Origin of the sequence: Parvibaculum sp., from assembly GCF_049671045.1 — a bacterium.
Lineage (GTDB): Bacteria > Pseudomonadota > Alphaproteobacteria > Parvibaculales > Parvibaculaceae > Parvibaculum.
The window spans coordinates 1-21925 of sequence record NZ_JBATUH010000095.1 but is presented as its reverse complement, the minus strand read 5'-3'; the positions used below and the strand labels follow the sequence as shown (position 1 = coordinate 21925).

Here is a 21925-nt window from a genome sequence, read left to right as displayed (position 1 = left end):
CTCAACCCCCGATGCTGACCGGTTTGCCGTCGACGATCTGATCGAGATACTCGGAAAGACCGTATCCCACCATGCCGTTGCACCGATATTCGGTCATGCCTTCGGTGATGCGGGTGTGAAGCTCGCTCCCGTCCGGCGCCTGACGGCGGTTGCGGAGCGGGATGAGCGACAGGACCTTGCCCTCGACATCATAGCTCGCGCCCGACTCGGTGACGACATGGGCGCGCAAGGCGGTCTGATACCAGTTCTCGTCCCAGTCGCTGTCGATCGAGACCTGCTTGATGAGGTCGTATTTGCCGTCCTTGAGCACCATGCCGCCCTGGCGCGGTTCGCCTTTTTCGCCGGCGACGATCGAGAGCATCATGCCGAAGTCGCGGCCGAAATTCATCGGGCACCAGCGATACCAATGGATCGCCTGCCAGTAGCGCGGTCCCCAGCTCTTGTCCCGAAGCCCGTAGCCCGCGACGTCGAATGTTTCATCGCCGATGACGAAGCGGCCGGTCGCCGCCACATGCTGCTCGTAATGCGCCTTGGCGAAAGATTTTTCCGGGTCGATGTCGAGTGCCGAGCCGTCTTCCTTCACCGTCTCGCCGCCGAACATGGGCGAGACGCCCTCGTAATCGAGTTCGACCTTGCAGGCGACAACGGGATTGTTCCTGAAAGCTTTTGACGGTTCGGCCATGTCGTTCGGATTGGAGAGCACGACAACCTTGCCGTCATAGGTCACGCGGAGGCGCTTGAAGGGTTCGATCACCTCGACGCGCAGGCCGCCGGCATTGAGTTCGCGGTTATGCGTGATCGCAGGCTTCGCATACATGAAGGCGACACGCCCGTCCGGCAGATAGAGGCAGACGGACATTTCGGCATAGCCTTCGTTCGGCCGGTTGCCGATGCGGAACCAGCCGCCGATCTTCCGCGCCGGATCGAACATGTTGAAATACATGCTCTCGTTATAGTTCGTCGCGGCGTCGGGCGTGTGCGTGTACTCGTCTTCGGGAGCAAGTCTGATCTTGAAGCCTGCCGGGGCCTTGGCCATGGTTGTCCTTCCTGATCCTGCTTCGCGCGGGCCTTGTCTGGCGGGTCCGCCTGAAATGATAAATGCCGGTTACTAATCCTGCCATGAGTGAAGCATGATAGTAAGGGAAACCTCTGGCGCGCGCGTCTGACGCAACGTGCCGTAACGTCAATCATGGACCGTGGCCGAACATGACCGAACCGAGCAGCCCATCGTCCGAGGAGCAAGGCCAGGGCGGTGGCGAGGCGCCGTTGATTCTGCCGCCGCGCAAGCACGCCCTCATGTTCCGCGTGAGGAACTATTTTCTGACGGGCCTCGTCGTCGCCGCGCCGATCGGGCTTACCGTCTACATTACGAGATGGTTCGTCGATCTCGTCGACACATGGTTCGTGCCGCTCATACCCGCGCCTTATCAGCCCGATCACTATCTACCATTCGAGATTCCGGGCCTCGGTCTCATCATCGCCTTCGTGCTGCTGACCGTGCTCGGAGCGCTGACGGCCAATATTTTCGGCCGTGCGATCCTCGGCTTTGCGGAACGGCTCGTCGACCGCATGCCCGTCGTTCGCTCGATCTATGGCGCGCTCAAGCAGATATTCGAAACCGTCATCTCGCAATCGAACACGTCGTTTCGCGATGTCGGCATCATCGAATATCCGCGCAAGGGGATTTACACGCTGGTCTTCGTGACATCGACTTCGAAGGCGCAGGTAGGCGAGCAACTGGACAAGGATCTCATCAGCGTCTTCCTGCCGACGACACCCAATCCGACATCGGGCTTCCTGCTCTATGTGCCGCGCGAGGATGTGACCATTCTCGACATGACGATCGAGGAGGGGGCGAAGCTCATCATCTCGGCGGGTCTTGTCGAGCCACCAAAGAAGAGCCTCAAGGACACCGGGCCTATCCAGAACGCAGATACCTGATCGCCTCGTCGCGCTCGAAGAGATAGAGCAGCACGCGCAGCGCCTTGCCGCGCGGGCTCTCGAGTTCGGGATCGCGCTCGAGAATGAGCCGCGCATCGTCATAGGCGGCGGAGAGAAGCTCTCCGTGGCGCTCGAGATCGGCGAGGCGAAAGCTCGGCAACCCGCTTTGCCGCGTGCCGAGCAGTTCGCCCGCGCCGCGCAGACGCAGATCCTCCTCGGCGATGCGGAACCCGTCCTCCGTCTCGCGCATGATCTTGAGCCGGGCCGAAGCCGTCTCCCCGAGCGGCGACTGGTAGAGGAGGAGGCAGCTCGATTTGTCGAGCCCGCGCCCCACGCGACCCCGCAACTGATGAAGCTGGGCAAGCCCGAAACGCTCGGCATGCTCGATGATCATGACGGTCGCGCTCGGCACGTTGACGCCCACCTCGATCACCGTCGTCGCGACGAGGATGCGCGTCTCGCCAGCCTCGAAGCGGGCCATGGCTGCGTCCTTCTCAGCCGCCTTCATCCGCCCATGGACGAGGCCCACGGCGCCGCCAAAGACGGTCTGGAGATGGCGGTGGCGCTCCTCCGCGGCGGTCACGTCAAGTTCCTCGGATTCTTCCACGAGCGGGCAGACCCAGTAGACCTGAGCGCCGCGGGCGAGCGCGCGGTGGAGCCCGTCCACAACCTCGTCGATGCGTTCGAGCGGCAGGGCGCGGGTGTCGACCGGCTTGCGGCCCGGCGGCTTTTCGGTGAGGCGCGATACGTCCATGTCGCCATAGGCGGTCAGCGTGAGGGTGCGCGGAATAGGGGTCGCGGTCATCACGAGGATGTCCGTGCCGGTGCCACCCTTCGACTGGAGTTGCAGGCGCTGATGGACGCCGAAGCGGTGCTGCTCGTCGACAATGGCGAGCGCGAGCGCCTTGAAAGCCACGTCCTCCTGAAAGAGCGCATGGGTGCCGACGAGAATGTCGATCTCGCCATTCGCCAGCGCGTCGAGGATCTCGGCGCGGCGCTTTCCCTTTTCGCGGCCGCTGAGAAGGGCGAGCCGGACGCCAGCAGCCTCGCAGAGCGGCACCAGCGAGGCGTGATGCTGGCGGGCGAGGATTTCCGTCGGCGCCATCATCGCGGCCTGAAAGCCGGCCTCGACGGCCGACAGCATGGCGAGGAGCGCCACCACCGTCTTGCCGCTGCCGACATCGCCCTGGAGGAGGCGGAGCATGCGCCGGTCGGAAGCCATGTCGGCGTCGATCTCCCGCAGCGCCTGTTCCTGCGCGCCGGTGAGGGAGAAGGGAAGAGCCGAGATCACCATGGCGCGGAGACGCCCGTCGCCCTTGACCGGGCGGCCGGGCAGCTTCCGCATGCGGAGACGGACAAGGCCGAGGGCGAGCTGATTGGCCAGCAGCTCGTCAAAGGCGAGGCGCGCCCGGGCCGGGCAATCCGGCGAGAGATCGGCGGCGGATTGCGGTTCGTGAACCGCCCTCAGCGCCGCCCGCCACGGCGCGAAGCCGCGCGCCTTGAGCCAGGGGCCGTCCTGCCATTCGGGGAGGTCGGGCGCGCGCTCCACCGCCGCCCGCGCCGCCTTCTGCAGCACCTTGAGCGGCAGGCCCGCTGTCAGCGGGTAGATCGGCTCGAGAAGCGGCAGCGCGGCGAGGTCTTCCGGCGCGACGATGTGGTCCGGATGCGTCATCTGCGGCTCGCCCTGATAGAACTCGACCTTGCCGCTCACGATGCGCGTCGAGCCTTCCGGCAGGGCCTTGGCCGGATAGTCGCCATGCACGCTGAAGAAGACGATCTGCATCTCGCCCGTTTCGTCATGCACATGGACGCGATAGGGCAGCCGCTTGCTGCGGGGCGCGACGTGCAGCCCGACCTTGACCTCGATCGTCGCGATCTCGCCGTCGCGCGCCTCGGCGATCTTCGGCCGTTGGCGGCGATCGACAAGTCCGGCCGGCAGATGCCAGCAGAGATCGACGACCTTCGTTTCGCCCGGTTTGGCGCCGATGAGTTTCGCCACCAGCGTCTCTATGCGCGGGCCGATGCCGGGCAGCGTGCGGGCGGGGGCGAAAAGGGGAAAAAGGATTTCAGGGCGCATCGGGTCTGCGGGCTCGCGCTCTGAGGAAATCCGGAGCGCGACAGGGCCGCCATGAAACCCGGCCATGGGGCGGGCGGCGTGTCAGGTCGGCGGATGCGGCCGGGATGGGGGATTCGCGCATGAAATCAGTCTATCGCGCCCGCCGCGATCCTTCGAGCCGCGCGATCCGGCTCTTTTTGTGATGGATGAAGGTTAGAAATATCTGGCAAATCATTGAGTTGAAACAATTCCATACAATTTTATGAGAATTTGGATTAAGTGCGGGCGAAGGGCTGACAGAAGGAGCACAGCGGTCTATACCCGCTTTCAAACGGGGATATGTGGAAATGACCGACAACGCTTTGGATGATCGTGAAATTCGCCTGCGCCGCCTCAAGTTCCGTTCATGGCATCGCGGCATCAAGGAAATGGACCTGATCCTCGGCCATTTCGCCGATGGCGAGCTGGCGGGCCTTTCGCCCGAGGACCTCGATCTCTACGAGCATCTTATCGAGGTCGAGGACACAAGCCTTTACAACTGGATCACGGGACGCGAAAAAACACCCCCCGAATACGACACGGCCCTGCTTGAACGCATCCGAACCTTCAATCATCTGGAAGGGGCGCTCTGGCAGCCGAAGAACTGAGCGTCACCCATTTGCGAGAGCTGAACAGGATCACGACCGCGCCCGGGCGGCTTACGCTTGGCGAAGCGCCTGAAGGGTTCGACGCGCTTGTGCTCGCCGATATGGCACGCGCGCGCGCCAAGGCGGGCGACGGGATCGTGTTTCACATCGCGCGGGACGATGCGCGGCTCGCTGCGATGGAGGAGGCGCTGGCCTTCTTCGCGCCCGATGTGGAGACGGCATCCTTTCCGGCCTGGGACTGCCTGCCTTACGACCGCGTTTCGCCGAATTCGGAGATCGCCAGCCGCCGCATGGCGACGCTCTCCATACTTGCAAACCGGAAGGAGAGCTCGCGCCCGCTCATCCTGCTCGCGACCGTCAACGCCGCTCTCCAGCGGGTGCCGGCGCGCCAGACCGTCAAGACCTGCGCATGGTCGGCCCGGGCGGGCAACCGTATCGACCTTGAGGCGCTGACGGCCTATCTCGCCGCCAATGGCTATGAGCGGACGGGCACGGTGCGCGAGCGCGGCGAATTCGCCGTGCGCGGCGGCATCGTCGACATCTTTCCGCCGGGCTTCGAGGCGCCGGTCCGGCTCGACATGTTCGGCGATACGCTCGAAGCGGTCCGAACCTTCGATCCCGAGAGCCAGCGCACGACCGGAACGCTGCACGGGATCGAACTCGTGCCGGCAAGCGAAATTCATCTCGATGCCGAAGTCATCCGCCGCTTCCGCGCCGCCTATGTCGCGACATTCGGCGCCGTCACCGACCATGATCCGCTCTATGCGGCGGTGAGCGAAGGCCGCAAGCAACAGGGCATGGAGCACTGGCTGCCGCTTTTCCACGAGACGCTTGAAACGGTCTTCGACTATGTGCCGGGCGCGCTCGTCGCGCTCGACAGCCTTGCGGAAGAATCCCGCGCCGCGCGATGGGATCTCATCCGCGACTATTACGAGGCGCGCGTCGCCGCGCGCGAGGTCAAGACGCTGGAGGCCAGTTCCTACAAGCCGCTGAAGCCGGAGGCGCTTTACCTCGCGGATGATGATTGGGCGGCCGCGCTCGAAGGCCATCCGGTCCGGCTTTTCTCGGGCTTCTCCGCGCCCGCGCAGGACGCCGTCAATCTCGGCGGTCGGCAGGGTCGCAACTTCGCGCCCGAGCGCGCCCAGGAGGGCGTCAACATCTTCGCGGCGCTCGGCGCGCATATTGCCAGGCTTCGCCGGGCGAACAAGCGCATCGCCATTGCGAGCTGGAGCGAGGGCGCGCGCGACCGGCTCTCGCATGTGCTCGGCGATCACGGCATCAGCCATGTGGAGATCGCCGATAGCTGGAGCGATGTAAACGCTGTTAACAAGGCGACAGTTTCGCTGATTGTTCTCGGTCTTGAGGCCGGCTTCGAAACGGACGATCTCGCGGTCATCAGCGAGCAGGACGTGCTGGGCGACCGGCTGGTCCGCCAGCGGCGCAAGAAGAGAGCAGAGAATTTTCTCACCGAGGCGTCGAGCCTCAGCCCCGGCGACCTCGTCGTCCATGTCGATCACGGCATCGGCCGCTTCGACGGATTGCAGACGATCGAGGTCATGGGCGCGCCGCATGACTGCCTGCTGCTCCTCTATCACGGGGGCGACAAGCTCTATCTGCCGGTCGAGAATATCGAGCTTCTGTCGCGCTATGGCTCCGACGAAACGAATGCGCAGCTCGACCGCCTCGGCGGCACAGGCTGGCAGGCGCGCAAGGCGAAGCTCAAGAGCCGCATCCGCGAGATGGCGCAGGAGCTCATCAAGATCGCGGCGGCGCGCGAGCTGAAAACCGCGCCGGTCATGGAGCCGCAGCCCGGACTTTACGACGAATTCTGCGCGCGCTTTCCCTTCCAGGAGACGGAAGACCAGGAACAGGCGATCGCCGCCGTGCTGGAGGATGTCGGCAAGGGGCGGCCGATGGATCGGCTCGTCTGCGGCGATGTCGGCTTCGGCAAGACCGAGGTTGCGCTGCGCACGGCCTTCGTCGCCGCCATGTCGGGCTATCAGGTTGCCGTCGTCGTGCCGACGACGCTGCTGGCGCGGCAGCATTTCAGGACCTTCGCCCAGCGCTTTCAGGGCTTCCCGCTCAAGATCCGCCAGATGTCGCGGCTCGTTTCCTCCAAGGAGATGTCGGAAACGAAGGCCGGGCTTGCGAGCGGCGATATCGACATTGTCATCGGCACGCATGCGCTTCTCGGCAAGACGATCAAGTTCAGGAATCTGGGGCTGATGATCGTCGACGAGGAGCAGCATTTCGGCGTCGGCCACAAGGAGCGGCTGAAGCAGATGCGCGCCGAAGTGCATGTGCTGACGCTGACCGCGACGCCGATCCCGCGCACGCTGCAGCTTGCTCTCTCCGGCGTGCGCGAGCTTTCGATCATCGCGACGCCGCCGGTCGACCGGCTCGCCGTCCGCACCTATGTTTCGCCCTTCGATGCCGTGGTCATCCGCGAGGCGCTGCTTCGCGAGCACTATCGCGGCGGCCAGAGCTTTTATGTCGTGCCGCGCATCGCCGATCTTCAGGAGGCGGAAGAGTTCCTTTCCGCCTATGTGCCTGAGGTCAAGACCGTGACCGCGCATGGCCAGATGGCGGCGGGCGAGATCGAAGACAAGATGACTGCGTTCTACGACGGCAAATACGACGTGCTCGTCTCGACCACCATCGTCGAATCCGGCCTCGACATTCCGACCGCGAACACGCTCGTCGTGCATCGGGCGGACATGTTCGGCCTTGCGCAGCTCTATCAGCTTCGTGGCCGCGTCGGCCGGTCCAAGGCGCGCGCCTATGCCTATCTCACCGTGCCGCAGAACCGGACGATGACCTCGACCGCCGAGCGGCGCCTCAAGGTGCTGCAATCGCTCGACTCTCTCGGCGCGGGCTTTACCCTCGCAAGCCACGATCTCGACATTCGCGGCGCGGGCAATCTGCTCGGCGACGAGCAATCGGGCCACATCAAGGAAGTCGGCTTCGAGCTTTATCAGGAAATGCTCGAGGAAGCCGTCGCCGCGCTTCGCGGCGGGGGAACAGCGGCCGATGAGGAAGGCCAGTGGTCGCCGCAGATCAATGTCGGCGCGCCGGTGCTCATCCCTGAGAACTACGTGCCCGATCTCGATGCCCGCATGGCGCTTTATCGCCGCCTGTCCGATGTCGAGACACGGACCGAGATCGACGGCTTCGCGGCCGAGCTCATCGACCGCTTCGGCAAGCTGCCGGAGGAAGTGGAATTCCTTCTCAAGATCGTCGAGATCAAGGGCATGTGCCGAACGGCCAATATCGAGAAGATCGATGCCGGGCCGAAGGGCATCGTGCTCACATTCCGCGGCAACAGCTTCCCCAATCCCGGCGCGCTGGTCGAGCTCATCAATGACGAGCGCGGCAATGCCAAGCTGCGTCCCGATCACAAGCTCGTCTTCAAGCGCGATTGGGAGACGGCCACGGAGCGGCTTTCAGGCACCTACCGCCTCATGAAAACGCTGGCGAATCTCGCCCAGCCTGCCAAGGCCGCCTGAAGCGGCGTTTTCCTTCACGCGAACGCGATTTGTCGTGAGCGGCCGCTTTCTGCGATACTTGCGGACGAAGGAGCATTTCGCATGTTGATCGGAAAGACGCCCGACATCGCCTCTTCTGAGATTACGCCGAAATCTCTCTGGCTCGATCGCCGCCGCTTCATTGCGGGTGCAGCAGCGCTCGGCGCGGGGCTCGCCTTTCCGCGCGGCGAGGCCATTGCCGCGCCGCTCAAGGTGGCGAAGAGCCCGCTTTCGACGCAAGGCGAGGAGCTGACGCCCTTCAAGGACGTGACCGGCTACAACAATTTCTATGAGTTCGGCCCGGACAAGGGCGACCCGGCAGCCTATGCGGGGGCGATGAAGACGCGGCCATGGATGGTCGAGATTTCGGGCGAAGTCATGAAGCCGATGACGCTCGGCATCGAGGACATATTGAAACTCGCGCCGATCGAGGAGCGCATCTATCGCCATCGCTGCGTCGAAGCCTGGTCGATGGTGGTGCCCTGGAACGGCTTTCCGCTTTCGGCGCTCATCAAGCACGTCGAGCCGACTTCGAAAGCGAAGTTCGTCGAGTTCACGAGTCTCGCCGACCGCGAGACGATGCCGGGTCTTGCCTATCCCTATCTCGACTGGCCCTATCGCGAGGGGCTGCGCATGGATGAGGCGATGCACCCGCTGACCATTCTCGCCGTCGGTCTTTATGGCGAAACGCTGCTCAATCAGAACGGCGCGCCGCTGCGCCTCATCGTGCCGTGGAAATATGGCTTCAAGGGCGCGAAGTCGATCGTTCGGATCAGGTTCGCCAGCGAGCAGCCCGCGACCGCGTGGAACACGGCAAATCCGCGCGAGTATGGCTTCTATTCCAACGTCAACCCGGAAGTCGACCATCCGCGCTGGACCCAGGCCAAGGAGCGCCGCATCGGCGACTTCTTCCGCCGCCCGACGCTGATGTTCAACGGCTATGGCGACGAGGTGGCGAGCCTTTACAAAGGAATGGACCTCAAGGTCTTCTTTTGACAGTGACCGAGAGAAACCGCCGCATACTCTGGTTTGCGATCTTCGTCGGATGTCTGTTGCCGGCGGCGCATCTGCTGTGGCGCTTTCTTGCCGGCGATCTCGGCGCCGACCTGGTCGAAACGCTGATCCGGACGACAGGAGACTGGGCGATCAAGCTCCTGGTGGCGGGGCTGCTGCTGACGCCGCTGACACGCATTCTGAAGAACCCGCTGCCGGTGCGCTTCCGGCGCATGATCGGGCTCTATGCGTTTTTCTATGTGTGTCTGCATCTGACGCTCTATCTCGGCGTCGATCAGGGGCTCGATCTTTCCGCGATCATCAAGGACATTCTCAAGCGGCCCTATATTACCGTCGGCATGAGCGCCTTCGTGCTGCTCGTCCCGCTCGCGATCACATCGACGAAGGGCATGATCGCGCGCCTTGGGCCGAGGAGATGGCGGCGGCTCCATCGCGCCGTCTATGCGGCCGCGACGCTCGGCGTCATCCACTACTATCTGCTGGTGAAGCTCGATATCACCTGGCCGCTCATCTATGGCGCGATCCTCGCCGCGGCGCTGGGCTGGCGCGCCTACAACGCCATTCCGCTACGGAAGGCGATGCGCGCCAGCGCGTGATGTGATGTCCGCTATTGCGCGGCGTCCTCGGCTTCCTTTGCGAGGAGCTTCTCGAACATGCGCACGAGGGCCTGCGTTTCCTGCGCGCCGACCATCACCCATTTCGAGTTGATGACGAAGCTCGGCACGCCCTGAATGCCCATCTGCCGCGCCATGGCGTCTTCGCGCTGAATGAGTTCGCGGTCGGCGCCTTGCTCGAGAAGGCCCTCGACGATGTCGGTGTCCATTCCCGCTTCGGCGGCGGCGTCGATGAGCACGTCACGCCGTCCGATGTCTTCGGCATCGGTGAAGTAACGGCGGAAGAGGATATCGACCATCTCGCCCTGGCAGCCGGCCGTGCCCGCCCAGCGGATCAGGCGGTGGCTGTCGAGCGTGTTCGGAGAAATCTCGATCCGGTCGAAGTTGAAGGTGATGCCGAGTGCGTCGCCATATTCGCGGATCGCCTTGGCGACGCCCTTCGCTCGGTCCGGATCGGAGCCGAACTTCTTCTCCATATAGGCCTTGCGATTGACACCCCCGTCGGGAATGGAAGCGTCGAGCTGGAACGGGCGCCAGCGCAGCGTAATTCCCTCGCCGCCATGCAGCGCCAGAGCCTGATCGAGCCGCTTCTTGCCGATGTAGCACCAGGGACAAACCGTGTCCGACACGACGTCAAGCTGCATGGGGCCGCTCCCTTCTTTGATTATCGTTGGCCCGATTATGCGCCGCACCGGGCAGGGTGCAAGGGCGCCGTCCGCTTGACCCGGACGAGTTCGCTTCTAGGATGCGCTCAACCTCGGAATTGTCACATCGAAGCAACATTGGAAGACCCCATGAGCGACGCCAGCGAAATCGTACTTCCCTCGTTCAATCTGAGCGGCAAGACGGCCCTTGTCACCGGCGCGACGAGCGGGCTGGGGCGGCGCTTCGCGCTGGTTCTGGCCAAGGCCGGCGCCCAGGTCGCCATTACGGGCCGGCGCGTCGAGAGGCTCGCCGCGCTGAAGGACGAGATCGAGGCCAATGGCGGGCGGGCGCTCTCTCTGGCGCTCGATGTGACCGATCCCGGAAGCATTTCGCAATGCGTCGAGGCTTGCGAGCGCGACCTCGGGCCGGTGGACATCCTTGTCAACAATGCCGGCATGAATGTGGAGGCGCTGCCGCATCAGGTGACGCCGGAAGGCTTCGACACCATGTTCGACACCAATGTCCGCGGCGCCTTCTTCATGGCGCAGGCGGTCGGCGTACGGATGATCGAGCGCGGCGAGGGGGGACGGATCATCAATATCGCGTCCATCGGCGCGCACACGATCCTGCCGGGGCTCACCATCTACTGCATGACAAAGGCTGCGGTCGCGATGATGACGAAATCGCTGGCGCGGGAATGGGCGCGCGCGAACATCAACGTCAATGCCATGTGCCCGGGCTTCATCGAAACGGAGCTCAATTCCGATTGGTTCCACTCAGAGGGCGGCCAGAAGCAGATCAGATCGTTCCCGCGACGTCGCCTCGGCGTCGAATCGGATCTCGACGGAACGCTGCTGCTGCTTGCTTCCGACCATTCGAGATTCATCACGGGATCGCTTTTTACCGTCGATGACGGCCAGTCGTTGCGGCCTGCATAAGGTCATGTGACCAATACCCAAGTAAAAAGCGCGTTTTTGTTTCAGTTTGATACGGGGAAATACAAACTACATAATCGCTTGCTTGTTATTTTTGCGCCCGAGCCGCAGACTGGAAGCATCGTTTCGTCTGTGAGTTCTTGGGTTGAGTGGCATGACCAATTTTGTGATTGGCGCCATCGTCGGGTTTCTGATCTGCGTGTGGGCGGTCGATACGACGCCCAATGCCGCGTTTTCGGCGCTGTGGACGAAGCTCGAGCGTGTGCAGGCGATGAGCGCGGCGGCCAACCAGGCCTATGATGCGATGAAGTCGGCGCAGGACGAGCGGCAAGGGATGCACCCCTTGATTCTTCCTGCCGAGCCAAGGGCCGACCCTGCGGTCTATCGCTGAGGATTTCCGGCGCTCAAGGCGCGGCGCATGACCTTGCCGTTTGCCGTGTGCGGAAGCCCATCGACGAAGATGACTTCTCGCGGCCGTTTGTAGGCGGCGAGCTTCCGCTCCGCATGCGCGAGGATGGATGCCGCATCCGGTTCCGACGCATCCTTCGGCACGATGAACGCGGCGATGACGCTCACATCGTCGCGCACGCGCATCTCCGTCACCGCGACCTCGGCGACATCGGGATGATCGGAAAGCGCCGCCTCGACCTCCGCTGGCGAGACGCGATAGCCCATCGCGTTCATCACATCGTCGGCGCGGCCGTGGTACCGGAGATACCCGTCCTCATCGAAGGAGGCGAGGTCGCCGCCGATGAACCAGTCGCCGCGATAGACCTCGCTTTCTTCCTCCGGGCGCTGCCAGTAGCCGAGCATGAGGCCGGGATCGCTGCGATGGACGGCGAGGAGGCCGGTTTCTCCGGCGGGCAGGGGTTCCGTTCCGCCTTCGAGGGGCAGCGCGGCGACAGAGCGGCCGGGCTGCGGCCTGCCGGGACTGCCGGGGCGTATCTCCATGTCCGGACCAGTCGAGATGTAGGTCGAACATTCGCTCATGCCGAGCGCTTCATAGAGGTACTTGCCGGTCGTCTTTCGCCACAAGTCGAGTAGCGCAGGCGAAAGCGCCTCGCCCGCCGTCAGCCCGTGACGCAGCGCCGAAAGGTCGTATGCTGACAGATCGCAATATTTGAGGATCTGGCGGTAGAGCGTCGGCACGGCGGCGAAAAGTGTCGCCCTTGTGCGCCCGAGAAGTTTCGGCCAGACCTGCACATCTTTCGGGCCGTTATAGAGAACGGTCGTCGCGCCGTTCGCCCACGGATCGGTGAGGCCGACGCCGAGCGTATAGGTCCAGTTGAAGGCGCCCGCGTGAAGCACGATGTCGTCGGCGCTCATGCCGTACCAGCCCCGATACATGGGCCTGCGCCCCCAGGCGCTTCGCTGCGCGTGCAGAACGCCCTTGGGCCGCCCGCTCGTGCCGGAGGTGTAGACGAGAAAGGCCGGATCGTCCGCTTCCGTGTCGGCATAGTCCGACATCGGCGCATGCGACTTGAGCCGCTCGACCATCCGCTCGTCGATGATGCGCGCGGCGCCCGGCGCGACCGCCATGCCGCTTGCGACCGCCACGGCAGAGGCGCGCGAATCCTTCAGCAGAAACTCCGCTTCCGCCTCGGTCAGCTGCGAAGAGGAAGGCAGCGGCACGAGCCCCGCCGCGATGGCACCGAAGAAGAGAAGCGCATAGTCGCTCGTATTCGGCATGCGGATCATCAGGCGCTCGCCGGGGCGGAATCCTTCAGCGAAGAGCCCGGCCGCAATCCGGCGAACGGCATCGTCAAGCGCGGCATAGGTCCAGCGCTCGGCTCCTTCGAGCGGCGCGTCCGCATCGGAAACGACGACAAGCGCGATCTTGTTCGGATGCTCGACCGCGCTCCGCGCAAGGCAATAGCGCGCCATGTTGAAGTGCCGGGGCGGCAGCTCGCCGGTGAAGCCGCGAGCCTGTTTCGGAGCGGATTGAGACATGAATGTCTTCATACGGTCGGCCGCCGGTGGTGGCAAGCATATCCCCTCAAGGCCGCCCCTACGTCAGTCCGCCGGGCGTTTACGCACCGCGCGTCTGCGGCTAAAAGAACGGACTACGAAAAGCCAACCAAGGGAGCGAGATAATGGGTAGCGGGCCGCTGTCAGGCATCAAGGTCGTCGAATTCGCGGGCATTGGGCCAGGCCCGTTCTGCGGCATGCTTCTGGCGGATATGGGCGCGGAGGTTGTCCGCATCGATCGCAAGGGCACGCGCGGCGGCTCGAAGTTCGACATTGCCAGCCGCGGCAAGCGCTCCATCGCGCTCGATCTGAAGAAGCCGGAGGCGGTCGAGACCGCGCTCAAGCTGATCGAGAAGGCCGACATTCTCCAGGAAGGGTTCCGCCCTGGCGTCATGGAACGCCTCGGCCTCGGGCCGGATGTCTGCCTCAAGCGCAATCCGAAACTCGTTTACGGCCGCATGACCGGCTGGGGCCAGACCGGCCCCCTCGCGCCGACGGCGGGCCATGACATCAACTATATTTCGCTGACGGGCGCGCTCCACGCGATCGGCCGTCCGGGCGAGAAGCCGGTGCCGCCGCTCAACCTCGTGGGCGATTTCGGCGGCGGCGCGCTCTACCTCGCCATGGGTATGCTCGCGGCGCTTGTCGAGGCGAACAGGACCGGCAAGGGGCAGGTCGTCGACGCGGCGATGACGGATGGTGCCACCTCGCTCATGGCGATGTTCTATGGCTTCACCGCATCGGGCATGTGGCAGGAGCCGCATGGCACGAACATGCTCGATGGCGGCGCACATTTCTACGACACCTATGAGACGAAGGACGGCAAGTGGATTTCGATCGGTTCGATCGAGCCGCAGTTCTACGCCATCCTGCGCGAGAAGGCCGGGCTCACGGACGCCATCTGGGACGCACAGATGGACCGTGCGAAGTGGCCGGAGCTGAAGGCGAAGATCGAAGCCGTGTTCAAGACCAAGACGCGCGACGAGTGGTGCGCGATCATGGAGGGCACGGATATCTGTTTCGCGCCGGTTCTCTCGATCACCGAAGCGAAGGATCACCCGCACAACAAGGCGCGCGAGACGATCGTCGTCGTCGATGGCGTGGCGCAGCCCAACATCGCGCCGCGCTTCTCGCGCACGCCTTCGAAGATCCAGGGGCCGGTGCCGCAGGTTGGCGAGAACACGGTCGAGGTGCTGAAGGGCTGGGGCTTCTCGGACGGCGACGTCGAGGGCCTGAAGAAGGCGGAAGCAATTTGACAGCCGCGCCGGGACTGACGGGCCGGCGGCGCATCTATCTGATGCGCCACGGCCATGTCGATTATTTCGGACCGGAGATCGCCGCTGCCGGCGGCGATACCAAGGTCGTCCCGTTGACATCGCGCGGTCAGGAGCAGGCCATCGCGGCAGGCAGGGCCCTGTCGCAAGTCCGCTTCGACCGGGCGATTTCATCGGGCGTTCCGCGCACGAGGGAGACGGCCGGCTTCGTGCTGGCCGAGCAGCCCGCCGAGGCGCGGCCGCAACTCGAGACCGAAGCCGAACTCGTCGAGATTCACGGTGGCCGGTTCGCCAATGTGAAGAGCCGGGCGGAACTTGCCGCGCAGATGGCCTTTCATTTTTCCTATGCGTCGGACCCCGGCGCGCGGATGCTCGAAGGCGGCGAGCTTTTCACCGAGGCCGAGCGCCGCGCCGTCGGCGCCATCAGGAGGCTTCTCACGGAGCCGGGCTGGCAGACCATGCTGATCGCGGCGCATGAGGGTATCAACCGGCTGATCCTCGGCTGGGCAGCGCTTGGCGCGCGTGGCAGCGGGCTCGCCGCGGTTCACGCTTTCGAGCAGGACCCGGCCTGCATCAATGTCATCGATTTCGACATGGTGCCGAATGCCGACGGAAGCCCCGGCACGGAGATCGAGCGGGCGCTCATCAAGGCCGTCAATGTCACGCCGTATAACTACGTGAAGCACGGCATGAACATGACGAGCCTCGAAGCGATCTTCGCGCGCACGCCGCGCTGAGAAGGCCCCCGGCTTCAGCTTACGGCTGCGCCCCGATCCACCAGGCGTCGGTTCGGTAGCCATAGAGCGATGTGCGCGGGGGCACCTTCACCCGGTTCCAGAGCGCGACCCATTGCGTCGGCGAATAGAAGAGGGGGATGACGTAGTTCCCGGCCATGAGCACGCGATCGAGCGCGCGAACGGCAGCGACGAATTCCTCATGGGTCCGCGCCGCCAGCATTGCCTCGATCATGGCGTCGATGGCCTTGCTCTTCACACCCATATAGTTGCGCGTGCCGTTCTCGTCGGCGGCGGCCGAGCCCCAGTAGAAGCTCTGCTCATTGCCCGGCGAGAGTGACTGCGACCACTCATAGAAGATCATGTCGTAATCATAGGCGTCGAGGCGGCCCTGATACTGGCTTGCATCGACGTTCCGCACACGCGCATCTATGCCGGCGCGGCGCACCATATTCGCATAGACGAGGGCGAGCCTTTCGTCGGCGGGCGTCGCCACGAGGATCTCGAATGAGAGCGGCGTATTCGTCGCTGCATTAACGACCTTTCCGTCCCGAATGTCGTAGCCGGCCTCGCGCAGCAGCGCCAGCGCCTTCTGGCGGTTCATGCGGTTCTGGCCCGAGCCGTCACTCACCGGCGCCTCATAGCCATGCGCCATGATGTCGGGCCTGACCGCATCGGGAAATGGCGCCAGAAGCTCGCGCTCGCGCAGGCTGGCGGCGCGTGCATGCGACGAGAGTTCGGAATTGTCGAAGTAGCTCTCCGTGCGCTTGTAGGCATTGTGATAGAGCGTCCTGTTCGTCCACTCGAAGTCGAAGAGATAAGTGAGCGCGATCCGCACGCGCCTGTCGGCAAAGAAGGGGCGGCGCGTATTGAAGACCAGAGCCTTCATGCCCGATGGCATCGCCGTTTTGAAGGCGATCTTGCGCACTTGTCCGGCTTTCGCCGCCGGAAAATCATACTCGCCCGTCCAGCGGCCGGGGTCCGTTTCCGGCCGCGCGTCATAGAGCCCGGCCTTGAACGCCTCGAAGGACGAATTGCTGTCGCGATAGTAATCGTAAACGACGCGCTCGATATTGTAGCGGCCCCGGTTCACGGCAAGCTCGCGCCCCCAGTAGTTCGGGTCGCGCCGATAGGCGATGCGCGCGCCGGGCTTCACCTCGTCCACGACATAGGGGCCGCTGCCCACGGGCAAATCCAGCCCCGACTGATCGAACGATCTCTTTTCGTAAACATGCTTCGGGATGATGGGCATGAGGCCGAGAATGAGCGGCATTTCCCGGTCAGGTGTGTGGGTGTCCTCGCCCGGAGCGAGAATGAATTTGACGGTTCTTGCGTCCGGCCGTTCGATTTTCGTGACCTTGGAATAATAGGTCCGGTAGTTGGGCCTGCCTTTGTCGCGCAGCGTTTCGAGCGAATAGACGACATCGTCGACCGTGACCGGCGTCCCGTCTGAAAACCGTGCCTCCGGCCTGAGGCGGAAGGCGACCCAGCTTCGGTCGGGTGGCGTCTCAATCGTTTCGGCGAGAAGCCCGTAGAGGCTGAAGGGCTCGTCATAGCCGCGCGCCATCAGGCTCTCGAACACCTGTTCACGCAAGCCGACAGCCGCCGTTCCCCTGACGATGAAAGGATTGAGACTGTCGAAGGTGCCGACCGCCGCGAAGCGGATTGTTCCGCCCTTGGGCGCGGCCGGGTTGGTGAAACCGAAATGATGGAAGTTCGCCGGATAGAGCGGCGTGCCATGCATGGCGATGGCGTGGCTGGGGCCTGCCTCGGCCGGCCTCGGCAGCGCCAGGACGCCGAGAGCCATGATGGCGCCGAACAGCACAAGACAAAATCTCACCCGGTCCGCCTCCGTCTTGCCGCAATCCTCCGGCACCTCTACCAGAATCGGCAGTAAGGTTACTTCAAATCTTTCCCGTTTTCGGGTTGATCAAGGCAATCTGGATATCTCTATAATCCGCGGCGGCCCGGCCGGTGCGCCTGTCGCGTTTTGCAGGCCGATCTGAGGCCCAAGAAAGGATCACCCCATGTCTTTCCGTCGCGCGGCGCTCGGCGTCTTCGTCGCAGCACTCATTGCGCCCTTTGTCGTTACGGCTTCGATGGCGGCAGAGCCCGCCAAACCCGATGCATCCGCCGGAACCGCGGAGCAGGCGCCGAAGCCTGTCATCAAGAAATTCGGCGTCTGGGCGACGCGCTGCGACCTCAATCCGAAGGACGCCAAACAGAAGGAATGCCATGCCTTTGTCGACATTCGCGTCGAGGACGGCAAGCAGCGCATCCTCTATCTGGGCGTTGGCTACATTCCGAAGAAGACCGACGGCAGCATGTTCATCTTTGCGGTGACGCCGCTCGGAACGATCCTGCCGCCCGGCATCGGCATCAGCGTCGACAACAAGACGAAGTTCGGCGGCCCGTTCCTCTTTTGCCTGCCCATGGGGTGTCAGGCCGAGGCGCCGCTGACGGCCGAGCAGCTGAAGGCGCTGAAGAGCGGCAAGGAGCTTGACGTCATTTTCAAGCATGCCGGTCAGGGCGACGTGAAGGTTCCGGTCAAGCTCGACGGCTATTCCAAGGCCATCGCGGATCTGCCGAAGCCGAAGGCCTAATCCTCCCGCGTCGGAGAGAATACGCTGCGGAGCCATCCGAACAGCGTGTTCTCCCGAAGCAGATAGCGCATCAGCCTGTCCATGTCGCGCTCGCCAAGCGCCGGATCGTTGAAGAGATCGGCGCGCTTGCGCATGGCGCGAGACGTGTCGATCTCGCGGACGACGCGGGCTGGATTTCCGGCGGCGATCGAATTTGCGGGTATGTCGCGCGTCACGACCGAGCCCGCGCCAATGATGCTGTTATCGCCGATCGTGACGCCCTTGCCGACGATGACGCGCACGCCGAGCCAGACATTCTCGCCAATGACGATCGGGGCGTGCTTGCCCAGTTCGCGTGTCCGGTCATATGTGTCGTGCCAGTCGGAATCGGAGATGTAGCAGCCGCTCGCAATCATCGTGTTGGAGCCGATCTCGATGCTTTCCGAAGCGATGATCTGCGTCCCCGGGCTCACCAGCACATAGTCGCCGAGCGTCAGCCGCCCTTCGCGGCCATCCGTCGTCCATGTGCAGAGGCGGGTGGGGTTGCCGCGCGAGGCGTGGATATGAGCGCAGGCGCCGACGCGGATATTCCCGCCCCAGATCTCTATGTCGCGCGGGCTGGTGACCGAGAGGCCGGGCCCGACGGCATCGAATGCGGGGGCGATGTATTTCCTCGTATAGAAACGAAGCCAGCCATTCTGCAGCCGCCGAATGAAATATGGCCTTCTGTCGCGCCGCACCGTTTGCCCTCCCATATGGAGGGGCGAGGCGCCGGCGGGGCCCGTCCCTCCCGCGCCTGTGACGGCGCCAGAGACCGATAGCACGAGCCGCCGGCACGCTCATCCGAATTCGTCGCCGGGGAGGGTGGGGTTTAGTGAGCGTTCTTGAGACGGATGGTATAGGCGCCGTCGCGCATCGGGCCGAACATCTCGTTCACCTGCGGGTGGCGGACAGGCTTGCCGGAATCGTCAGCGAGGAGGTTCTGCTCGGAGACATAGGCGACATATTCGGTTTCGGAGTTCTCGGCGAGCAGGTGGTAGAAAGGCTGGTCCTTGCGCGGACGAACCTCCTCGGGGATCGACTGCCACCATTCTTCCGTATTGTTGAAGGTCGGATCTACATCGTAGATGACCCCGCGGAAGGGATAGATCCTGTGGCGCACGATCTGGCCGATCCTGAATTTCGCCTGCCGGTTGATCTCCATGGCGTCGTTTGCTCTCCAGAAAAACACATAAAGAATATCAGGTGGGCTGGGTCACCGGGAAGCCCTATCGCGCGGGCATGATCCCCTGCAACTCGCGGCAGCCGATGAGGTGAACGCCACGCGCGGAAAGCGCGGAACGGACGCGCCCCGACGCCAGCAGTTCATAATCGCTCACGCGGGAACGCCAATCGGGGCAAATGGCGCGTATCTCCTCCGTGTCATGGGCGGGGTGAAAGACGACATAACCGATCTGCCCGGGCTCGATGCGCTGGACCATGTCGAGGGTGCGATCCAGCCGGTCCTCCTCGATCGAAAGCGAGAGCTGGAAGATGCGGTCGAGCATGGGCACGCCTTCGGCCTCGAGCGCCATCGTCCTGGCGGTGAGTTCGGTCGCGGTCGGTTCGTCATAGCCGCCCTTGCGCCATTGCTCGGGCTGGAGCCTGAGCCCGAAGGGCTGAACGCCGGCGGTGAGCGCGGCCGCGATGAAGGGCTCATAGAGCTGCGAATCCATGACCGATCCCATATGCGTGTCGAGATGGGTGGGCTCGATCCCGGCCTCGCGCGCCATCGCGATCTGGAGGCGGAGTTCGGTGCCCACGGCATCAGCCCGCGCATTGGCGGCCACTTCCGCGGATGTGCGCGGGAAGCAGCGTTCGCCATCCATGAGGCCGCTCGCCGGATCGCGCGTCGAGACGGGACCCCAGCGATAGCCGGTCCATTCGCTCGTCAGCGTGGCATGAACGCCGAGATCGGCGTCGGGATGCGCGCGCGCCCAGGCGGCCGTGGCGCGAAACCACGGGCAGGGCACCATGACCGAGCCGCAGGTCACTTCGCGCCGCTCCCAAAGATCGGCAAAGGCGCTAAGCGAAGCACCGCACATACCCACATCGTCGACATGGAGAATGGCGACCCGCTCGCTTTCCGCAAATCCAAGTTTCGCCAGTGCCGGATTAGGTCCCATGCGGCGCTTCCCCCTGTTCGATTTTGACGCCCCGATCTTCAAAGCGGCAATTGCGCTTCTTTGCCGGTGAGCCAATATGACATCAATTGCAATTTGTCGTGAATCCCGAGGTTTCACGGCGCCAATATGGAGAAACGTATGAGCCGATCCGTAGCCCCACTGTTCCGGCCCTTCACGATCAACGGCCTGACGCTTGAAAACCGCATCGTCATGGCACCCATGACGCGCTCGAAATCGCCGGGCAGCATTCCGGGGCCCGAAGTCGCGGCCTATTACCGCCGCCGCGCCGAGAACATGACCGGCCTCATCATCACCGAGGGCACCACGGTCAACGATCCCGTGTCGTCGATGGATGTGAACATTCCGAATTTCCACGGCGATGCGCTCAAGGGGTGGAAGCGCGTCGTCGAGGAGGTTCACGGTGTCGGCGGCAAGATCATGCCGCAGCTTTGGCATGTCGGCATGGCGCGCAACCCGAAAGGCAATGTCGCCAATCCGGAGGTGCCGAGCGCTGGGCCCTCCGGCATGTCGAAGCCGGGCAAGCAGGTCAGCGAGCCGATGACGAAGGCGCATATCCAGAGCGTGGTCGACGCCTTCGCGCGCGCGGCCGCCGACGCGCGCGAGCTTGGCTTCGACGGCGTCGAGCTTCATGGCGCGCATGGCTACCTCATCGACCAGTTCCTGTGGGAAGGGCTCAACCAGCGCGATGACGAATATGGCGGCAGCATGCTCAAGCGCGAACGTTTCGCCATCGAGATCATCGAGGCGGTGCGGCGCGAGGTCGGCAAGGACTATCCGCTCATCCTGCGCCTTTCGCAGTGGAAGCAGCAGGACTACACCGCGCGGCTCGCGCCGACGCCGGAGCTTCTCGGCGAGTTCCTGAAGGTGCTTTCGGAAGCGGGCGTCGATTGTTTCCATTGCTCGCAGCGCCGCTTCTGGGAGCCGGAATTCGAGGGCTCGACGCTCAATTTCGCAGGCTGGGCGAAGAAACTCACCGGCAAGCCTTCGATTACGGTCGGCAGCGTCAGCCTCTCGGGCGAGTTCATCGGCTCCTTCCAGGGCCAGTCCTCGGAAGCGACGGGGATCGACGATCTTCTCGCGCGTCTGGAGAACGACGAGTTCGATCTCGTCGCGGTCGGCCGAGCGCTGCTCGTCGATCCGGAATGGTCGCGCAAGATCCACGAAGAGCGCTATGAGGCGCTCATGCCCTTCAAGCCTGAAGCGCTCGCGACGCTTTACTGACGGGCTTTCGTTCTGCCATGCGCGGGAGCGATCCCGCGCATGGCGTAACGAATTTCGCGGCGGTCAGAAGCCGTAAGCCTTGGCAAGCTCGGGATCGCGCGCGGCGACGCGCCGGGCGAGATCGACGATGACCTTGGCCTGCTTCCAGGTCGCATCATCCTGCATCTTGCCGTCGATCATGGCGACGCCGCGACCATCCGGCATGGCTTCGAGAATCCTCTTGGCGAAGAGAACCTCATCCGGCTCCGGGCTGAAGACGCGCTTGGCGATGGCGATCTGGTTGGGATGCAGCGTCCATGCGCCGACGCATCCCATGAGGAAGGCGTTGCGGAACTGCTGCTCGCAGCCTTCGAGATCCTGAATATCGCCGAACGGCCCGTAGAACGGGCGAATGCCGTTGGAACAGCAGGCGTCCACCATCTTGGCGAATGTGTAGTGCCAGAGATCCTGCTGCGCGGAAGCGCGCGGGCCCCCGTCGGCGCGCGTATCCTCGAGCACGCGGTAGAAGGGATGGCCGCCGCCGACGCGGGTCGTCTTCATCTTGCGCGAGGCGGCGAGATCGGCCGGCCCGAGGCTCATGCCAT

Annotated in this window: 20 protein-coding genes; 11 read left to right on the top strand and 9 right to left on the bottom strand. The window is 63.8% G+C overall.

Features of this window, described 5'->3' with window-relative positions:
- Position 1: 1 nt before the first annotated feature.
- A complete protein-coding gene (locus WBG82_RS10845) occupies positions 2–1036 on the bottom strand; it encodes a DUF7064 domain-containing protein (RefSeq protein WP_424424542.1) in 1035 nt (344 codons plus the stop codon).
- Positions 1037–1206: 170 nt separating this feature from the next.
- On the opposite strand from WBG82_RS10845, the gene WBG82_RS10840 reads away from it, so the two are divergent.
- On the top strand, positions 1207–1941 hold the full coding sequence (locus WBG82_RS10840; RefSeq protein WP_424424541.1) for a DUF502 domain-containing protein: 735 nt from the start codon (positions 1207–1209) through the stop codon (positions 1939–1941).
- Here WBG82_RS10840 and recG read toward each other — a convergent pair.
- On the bottom strand, positions 1919–4018 hold the full coding sequence (recG, locus tag WBG82_RS10835) for an ATP-dependent DNA helicase RecG (RefSeq protein ID WP_424424540.1): 2100 nt from the start codon (positions 4016–4018) through the stop codon (positions 1919–1921). The two genes, WBG82_RS10840 and recG, sit on opposite strands and share 23 nt — an antisense overlap.
- A gap of 326 nt (positions 4019–4344) precedes the next feature.
- Between recG and WBG82_RS10830 the strand changes: the two genes are divergently transcribed.
- From WBG82_RS10830 to WBG82_RS10815, 4 genes are all read left to right on the top strand, one after another.
- Positions 4345–4644 (top strand): succinate dehydrogenase assembly factor 2, encoded by a 300-nt coding sequence (locus WBG82_RS10830; RefSeq protein WP_424424539.1) that lies wholly within the window; start codon positions 4345–4347, stop codon positions 4642–4644.
- Positions 4645–4655: 11 nt separating this feature from the next.
- The gene (gene mfd, locus WBG82_RS10825; RefSeq protein ID WP_424424538.1) at positions 4656–8150 is read left to right on the top strand and encodes a transcription-repair coupling factor; all 3495 of its coding nucleotides are present in this window, start codon (positions 4656–4658) and stop codon (positions 8148–8150) included.
- A gap of 81 nt (positions 8151–8231) precedes the next feature.
- Positions 8232–9164, top strand: coding sequence for a protein-methionine-sulfoxide reductase catalytic subunit MsrP (gene msrP / locus WBG82_RS10820; RefSeq protein WP_424424537.1), 933 nt, complete (start codon positions 8232–8234; stop codon positions 9162–9164).
- A 2-nt stretch (positions 9165–9166) separates the two neighbouring features.
- A complete protein-coding gene (locus WBG82_RS10815) occupies positions 9167–9778 on the top strand; it encodes a sulfite oxidase heme-binding subunit YedZ (protein ID WP_424424536.1) in 612 nt (203 codons plus the stop codon).
- Positions 9779–9789: 11 nt separating this feature from the next.
- Here the strand turns inward: WBG82_RS10815 and WBG82_RS10810 are convergent, their stop codons facing one another.
- On the bottom strand, positions 9790–10440 hold the full coding sequence (locus tag WBG82_RS10810; protein WP_424424535.1) for a DsbA family oxidoreductase: 651 nt from the start codon (positions 10438–10440) through the stop codon (positions 9790–9792).
- A gap of 150 nt (positions 10441–10590) precedes the next feature.
- On the opposite strand from WBG82_RS10810, the gene WBG82_RS10805 reads away from it, so the two are divergent.
- Together WBG82_RS10805 and WBG82_RS10800 are read left to right on the top strand one after the other, a co-directional pair.
- Entirely contained in the window at positions 10591–11379 is a 789-nt protein-coding gene (locus WBG82_RS10805) for a glucose 1-dehydrogenase (RefSeq protein ID WP_424424534.1), read from the top strand.
- Positions 11380–11530: 151 nt separating this feature from the next.
- Positions 11531–11767 (top strand): hypothetical protein, encoded by a 237-nt coding sequence (locus WBG82_RS10800; RefSeq protein WP_424424533.1) that lies wholly within the window; start codon positions 11531–11533, stop codon positions 11765–11767.
- Here WBG82_RS10800 and WBG82_RS10795 read toward each other — a convergent pair.
- Positions 11758–13326 (bottom strand): acyl-CoA synthetase, encoded by a 1569-nt coding sequence (locus tag WBG82_RS10795; RefSeq protein ID WP_424424532.1) that lies wholly within the window; start codon positions 13324–13326, stop codon positions 11758–11760. The genes WBG82_RS10800 and WBG82_RS10795 overlap by 10 nt on opposite strands.
- Before the next feature lie 143 nt (positions 13327–13469).
- Between WBG82_RS10795 and WBG82_RS10790 the strand changes: the two genes are divergently transcribed.
- Positions 13470–14600, top strand: coding sequence for a CaiB/BaiF CoA transferase family protein (locus WBG82_RS10790; protein ID WP_424424531.1), 1131 nt, complete (start codon positions 13470–13472; stop codon positions 14598–14600).
- Positions 14597–15355: a histidine phosphatase family protein gene (locus tag WBG82_RS10785; protein WP_424424530.1), complete on the top strand. Its 759-nt coding sequence runs from the start codon at positions 14597–14599 to the stop codon at positions 15353–15355. The genes WBG82_RS10790 and WBG82_RS10785 overlap by 4 nt, the downstream gene beginning before the upstream one ends.
- Before the next feature lie 19 nt (positions 15356–15374).
- On the opposite strand, the gene WBG82_RS10780 is transcribed toward WBG82_RS10785, so the two are convergent.
- A complete protein-coding gene (locus WBG82_RS10780; RefSeq protein WP_424424529.1) occupies positions 15375–17192 on the bottom strand; it encodes an extracellular solute-binding protein in 1818 nt (605 codons plus the stop codon).
- Positions 17193–17379: 187 nt separating this feature from the next.
- Between WBG82_RS10780 and WBG82_RS10775 the strand changes: the two genes are divergently transcribed.
- A complete protein-coding gene (locus WBG82_RS10775) occupies positions 17380–17955 on the top strand; it encodes an invasion associated locus B family protein (RefSeq protein WP_424424528.1) in 576 nt (191 codons plus the stop codon).
- On the opposite strand, the gene WBG82_RS10770 is transcribed toward WBG82_RS10775, so the two are convergent.
- From WBG82_RS10770 to WBG82_RS10760, 3 genes are all read right to left on the bottom strand, one after another.
- The gene (locus WBG82_RS10770) at positions 17952–18674 is read right to left on the bottom strand and encodes an acyltransferase (protein WP_424424527.1); all 723 of its coding nucleotides are present in this window, start codon (positions 18672–18674) and stop codon (positions 17952–17954) included. The two genes, WBG82_RS10775 and WBG82_RS10770, sit on opposite strands and share 4 nt — an antisense overlap.
- 131 nt (positions 18675–18805) lie before the next feature.
- A complete protein-coding gene (gene hspQ / locus WBG82_RS10765; RefSeq protein ID WP_324299806.1) occupies positions 18806–19138 on the bottom strand; it encodes a heat shock protein HspQ in 333 nt (110 codons plus the stop codon).
- Between the two features lie 64 nt (positions 19139–19202).
- Positions 19203–20099 carry a polysaccharide deacetylase family protein gene (locus WBG82_RS10760; RefSeq protein WP_424424526.1) on the bottom strand — a complete coding sequence of 299 codons (897 nt, stop codon included), beginning with the start codon at positions 20097–20099 and terminating at the stop codon, positions 19203–19205.
- 138 nt (positions 20100–20237) lie between these two features.
- Here WBG82_RS10760 and WBG82_RS10755 point away from each other — a divergent pair, with 138 nt between their 5' ends.
- Entirely contained in the window at positions 20238–21341 is a 1104-nt protein-coding gene (locus WBG82_RS10755) for an NADH:flavin oxidoreductase (RefSeq protein WP_424424525.1), read from the top strand.
- A gap of 63 nt (positions 21342–21404) precedes the next feature.
- On the opposite strand, the gene WBG82_RS10750 is transcribed toward WBG82_RS10755, so the two are convergent.
- Positions 21405–21925, bottom strand: a 521-nt coding sequence (locus WBG82_RS10750; protein WP_424424524.1) for an HpcH/HpaI aldolase/citrate lyase family protein, incomplete at its 5' end; no start/stop codon positions are given.

Coding starts and splice junctions, on each gene's coding strand:
- WBG82_RS10795 (WP_424424532.1), bottom strand. CDS start 13,326: ATGTCTCAATCCGCTCCGAAACAGGCTCGCGGCTTCACCGGCGAGCTG.
- msrP (WP_424424537.1), top strand. CDS start 8,232: ATGTTGATCGGAAAGACGCCCGACATCGCCTCTTCTGAGATTACGCCG.
- recG (WP_424424540.1), bottom strand. CDS start 4,018: ATGCGCCCTGAAATCCTTTTTCCCCTTTTCGCCCCCGCCCGCACGCTG.
- WBG82_RS10805 (WP_424424534.1), top strand. CDS start 10,591: ATGAGCGACGCCAGCGAAATCGTACTTCCCTCGTTCAATCTGAGCGGC.
- WBG82_RS10810 (WP_424424535.1), bottom strand. CDS start 10,440: ATGCAGCTTGACGTCGTGTCGGACACGGTTTGTCCCTGGTGCTACATC.
- WBG82_RS10775 (WP_424424528.1), top strand. CDS start 17,380: ATGTCTTTCCGTCGCGCGGCGCTCGGCGTCTTCGTCGCAGCACTCATT.
- WBG82_RS10830 (WP_424424539.1), top strand. CDS start 4,345: ATGACCGACAACGCTTTGGATGATCGTGAAATTCGCCTGCGCCGCCTC.
- WBG82_RS10755 (WP_424424525.1), top strand. CDS start 20,238: ATGAGCCGATCCGTAGCCCCACTGTTCCGGCCCTTCACGATCAACGGC.
- WBG82_RS10845 (WP_424424542.1), bottom strand. CDS start 1,036: ATGGCCAAGGCCCCGGCAGGCTTCAAGATCAGACTTGCTCCCGAAGAC.
- WBG82_RS10840 (WP_424424541.1), top strand. CDS start 1,207: ATGACCGAACCGAGCAGCCCATCGTCCGAGGAGCAAGGCCAGGGCGGT.
- WBG82_RS10760 (WP_424424526.1), bottom strand. CDS start 20,099: ATGGGACCTAATCCGGCACTGGCGAAACTTGGATTTGCGGAAAGCGAG.
- WBG82_RS10800 (WP_424424533.1), top strand. CDS start 11,531: ATGACCAATTTTGTGATTGGCGCCATCGTCGGGTTTCTGATCTGCGTG.
- WBG82_RS10790 (WP_424424531.1), top strand. CDS start 13,470: ATGGGTAGCGGGCCGCTGTCAGGCATCAAGGTCGTCGAATTCGCGGGC.
- hspQ (WP_324299806.1), bottom strand. CDS start 19,138: ATGGAGATCAACCGGCAGGCGAAATTCAGGATCGGCCAGATCGTGCGC.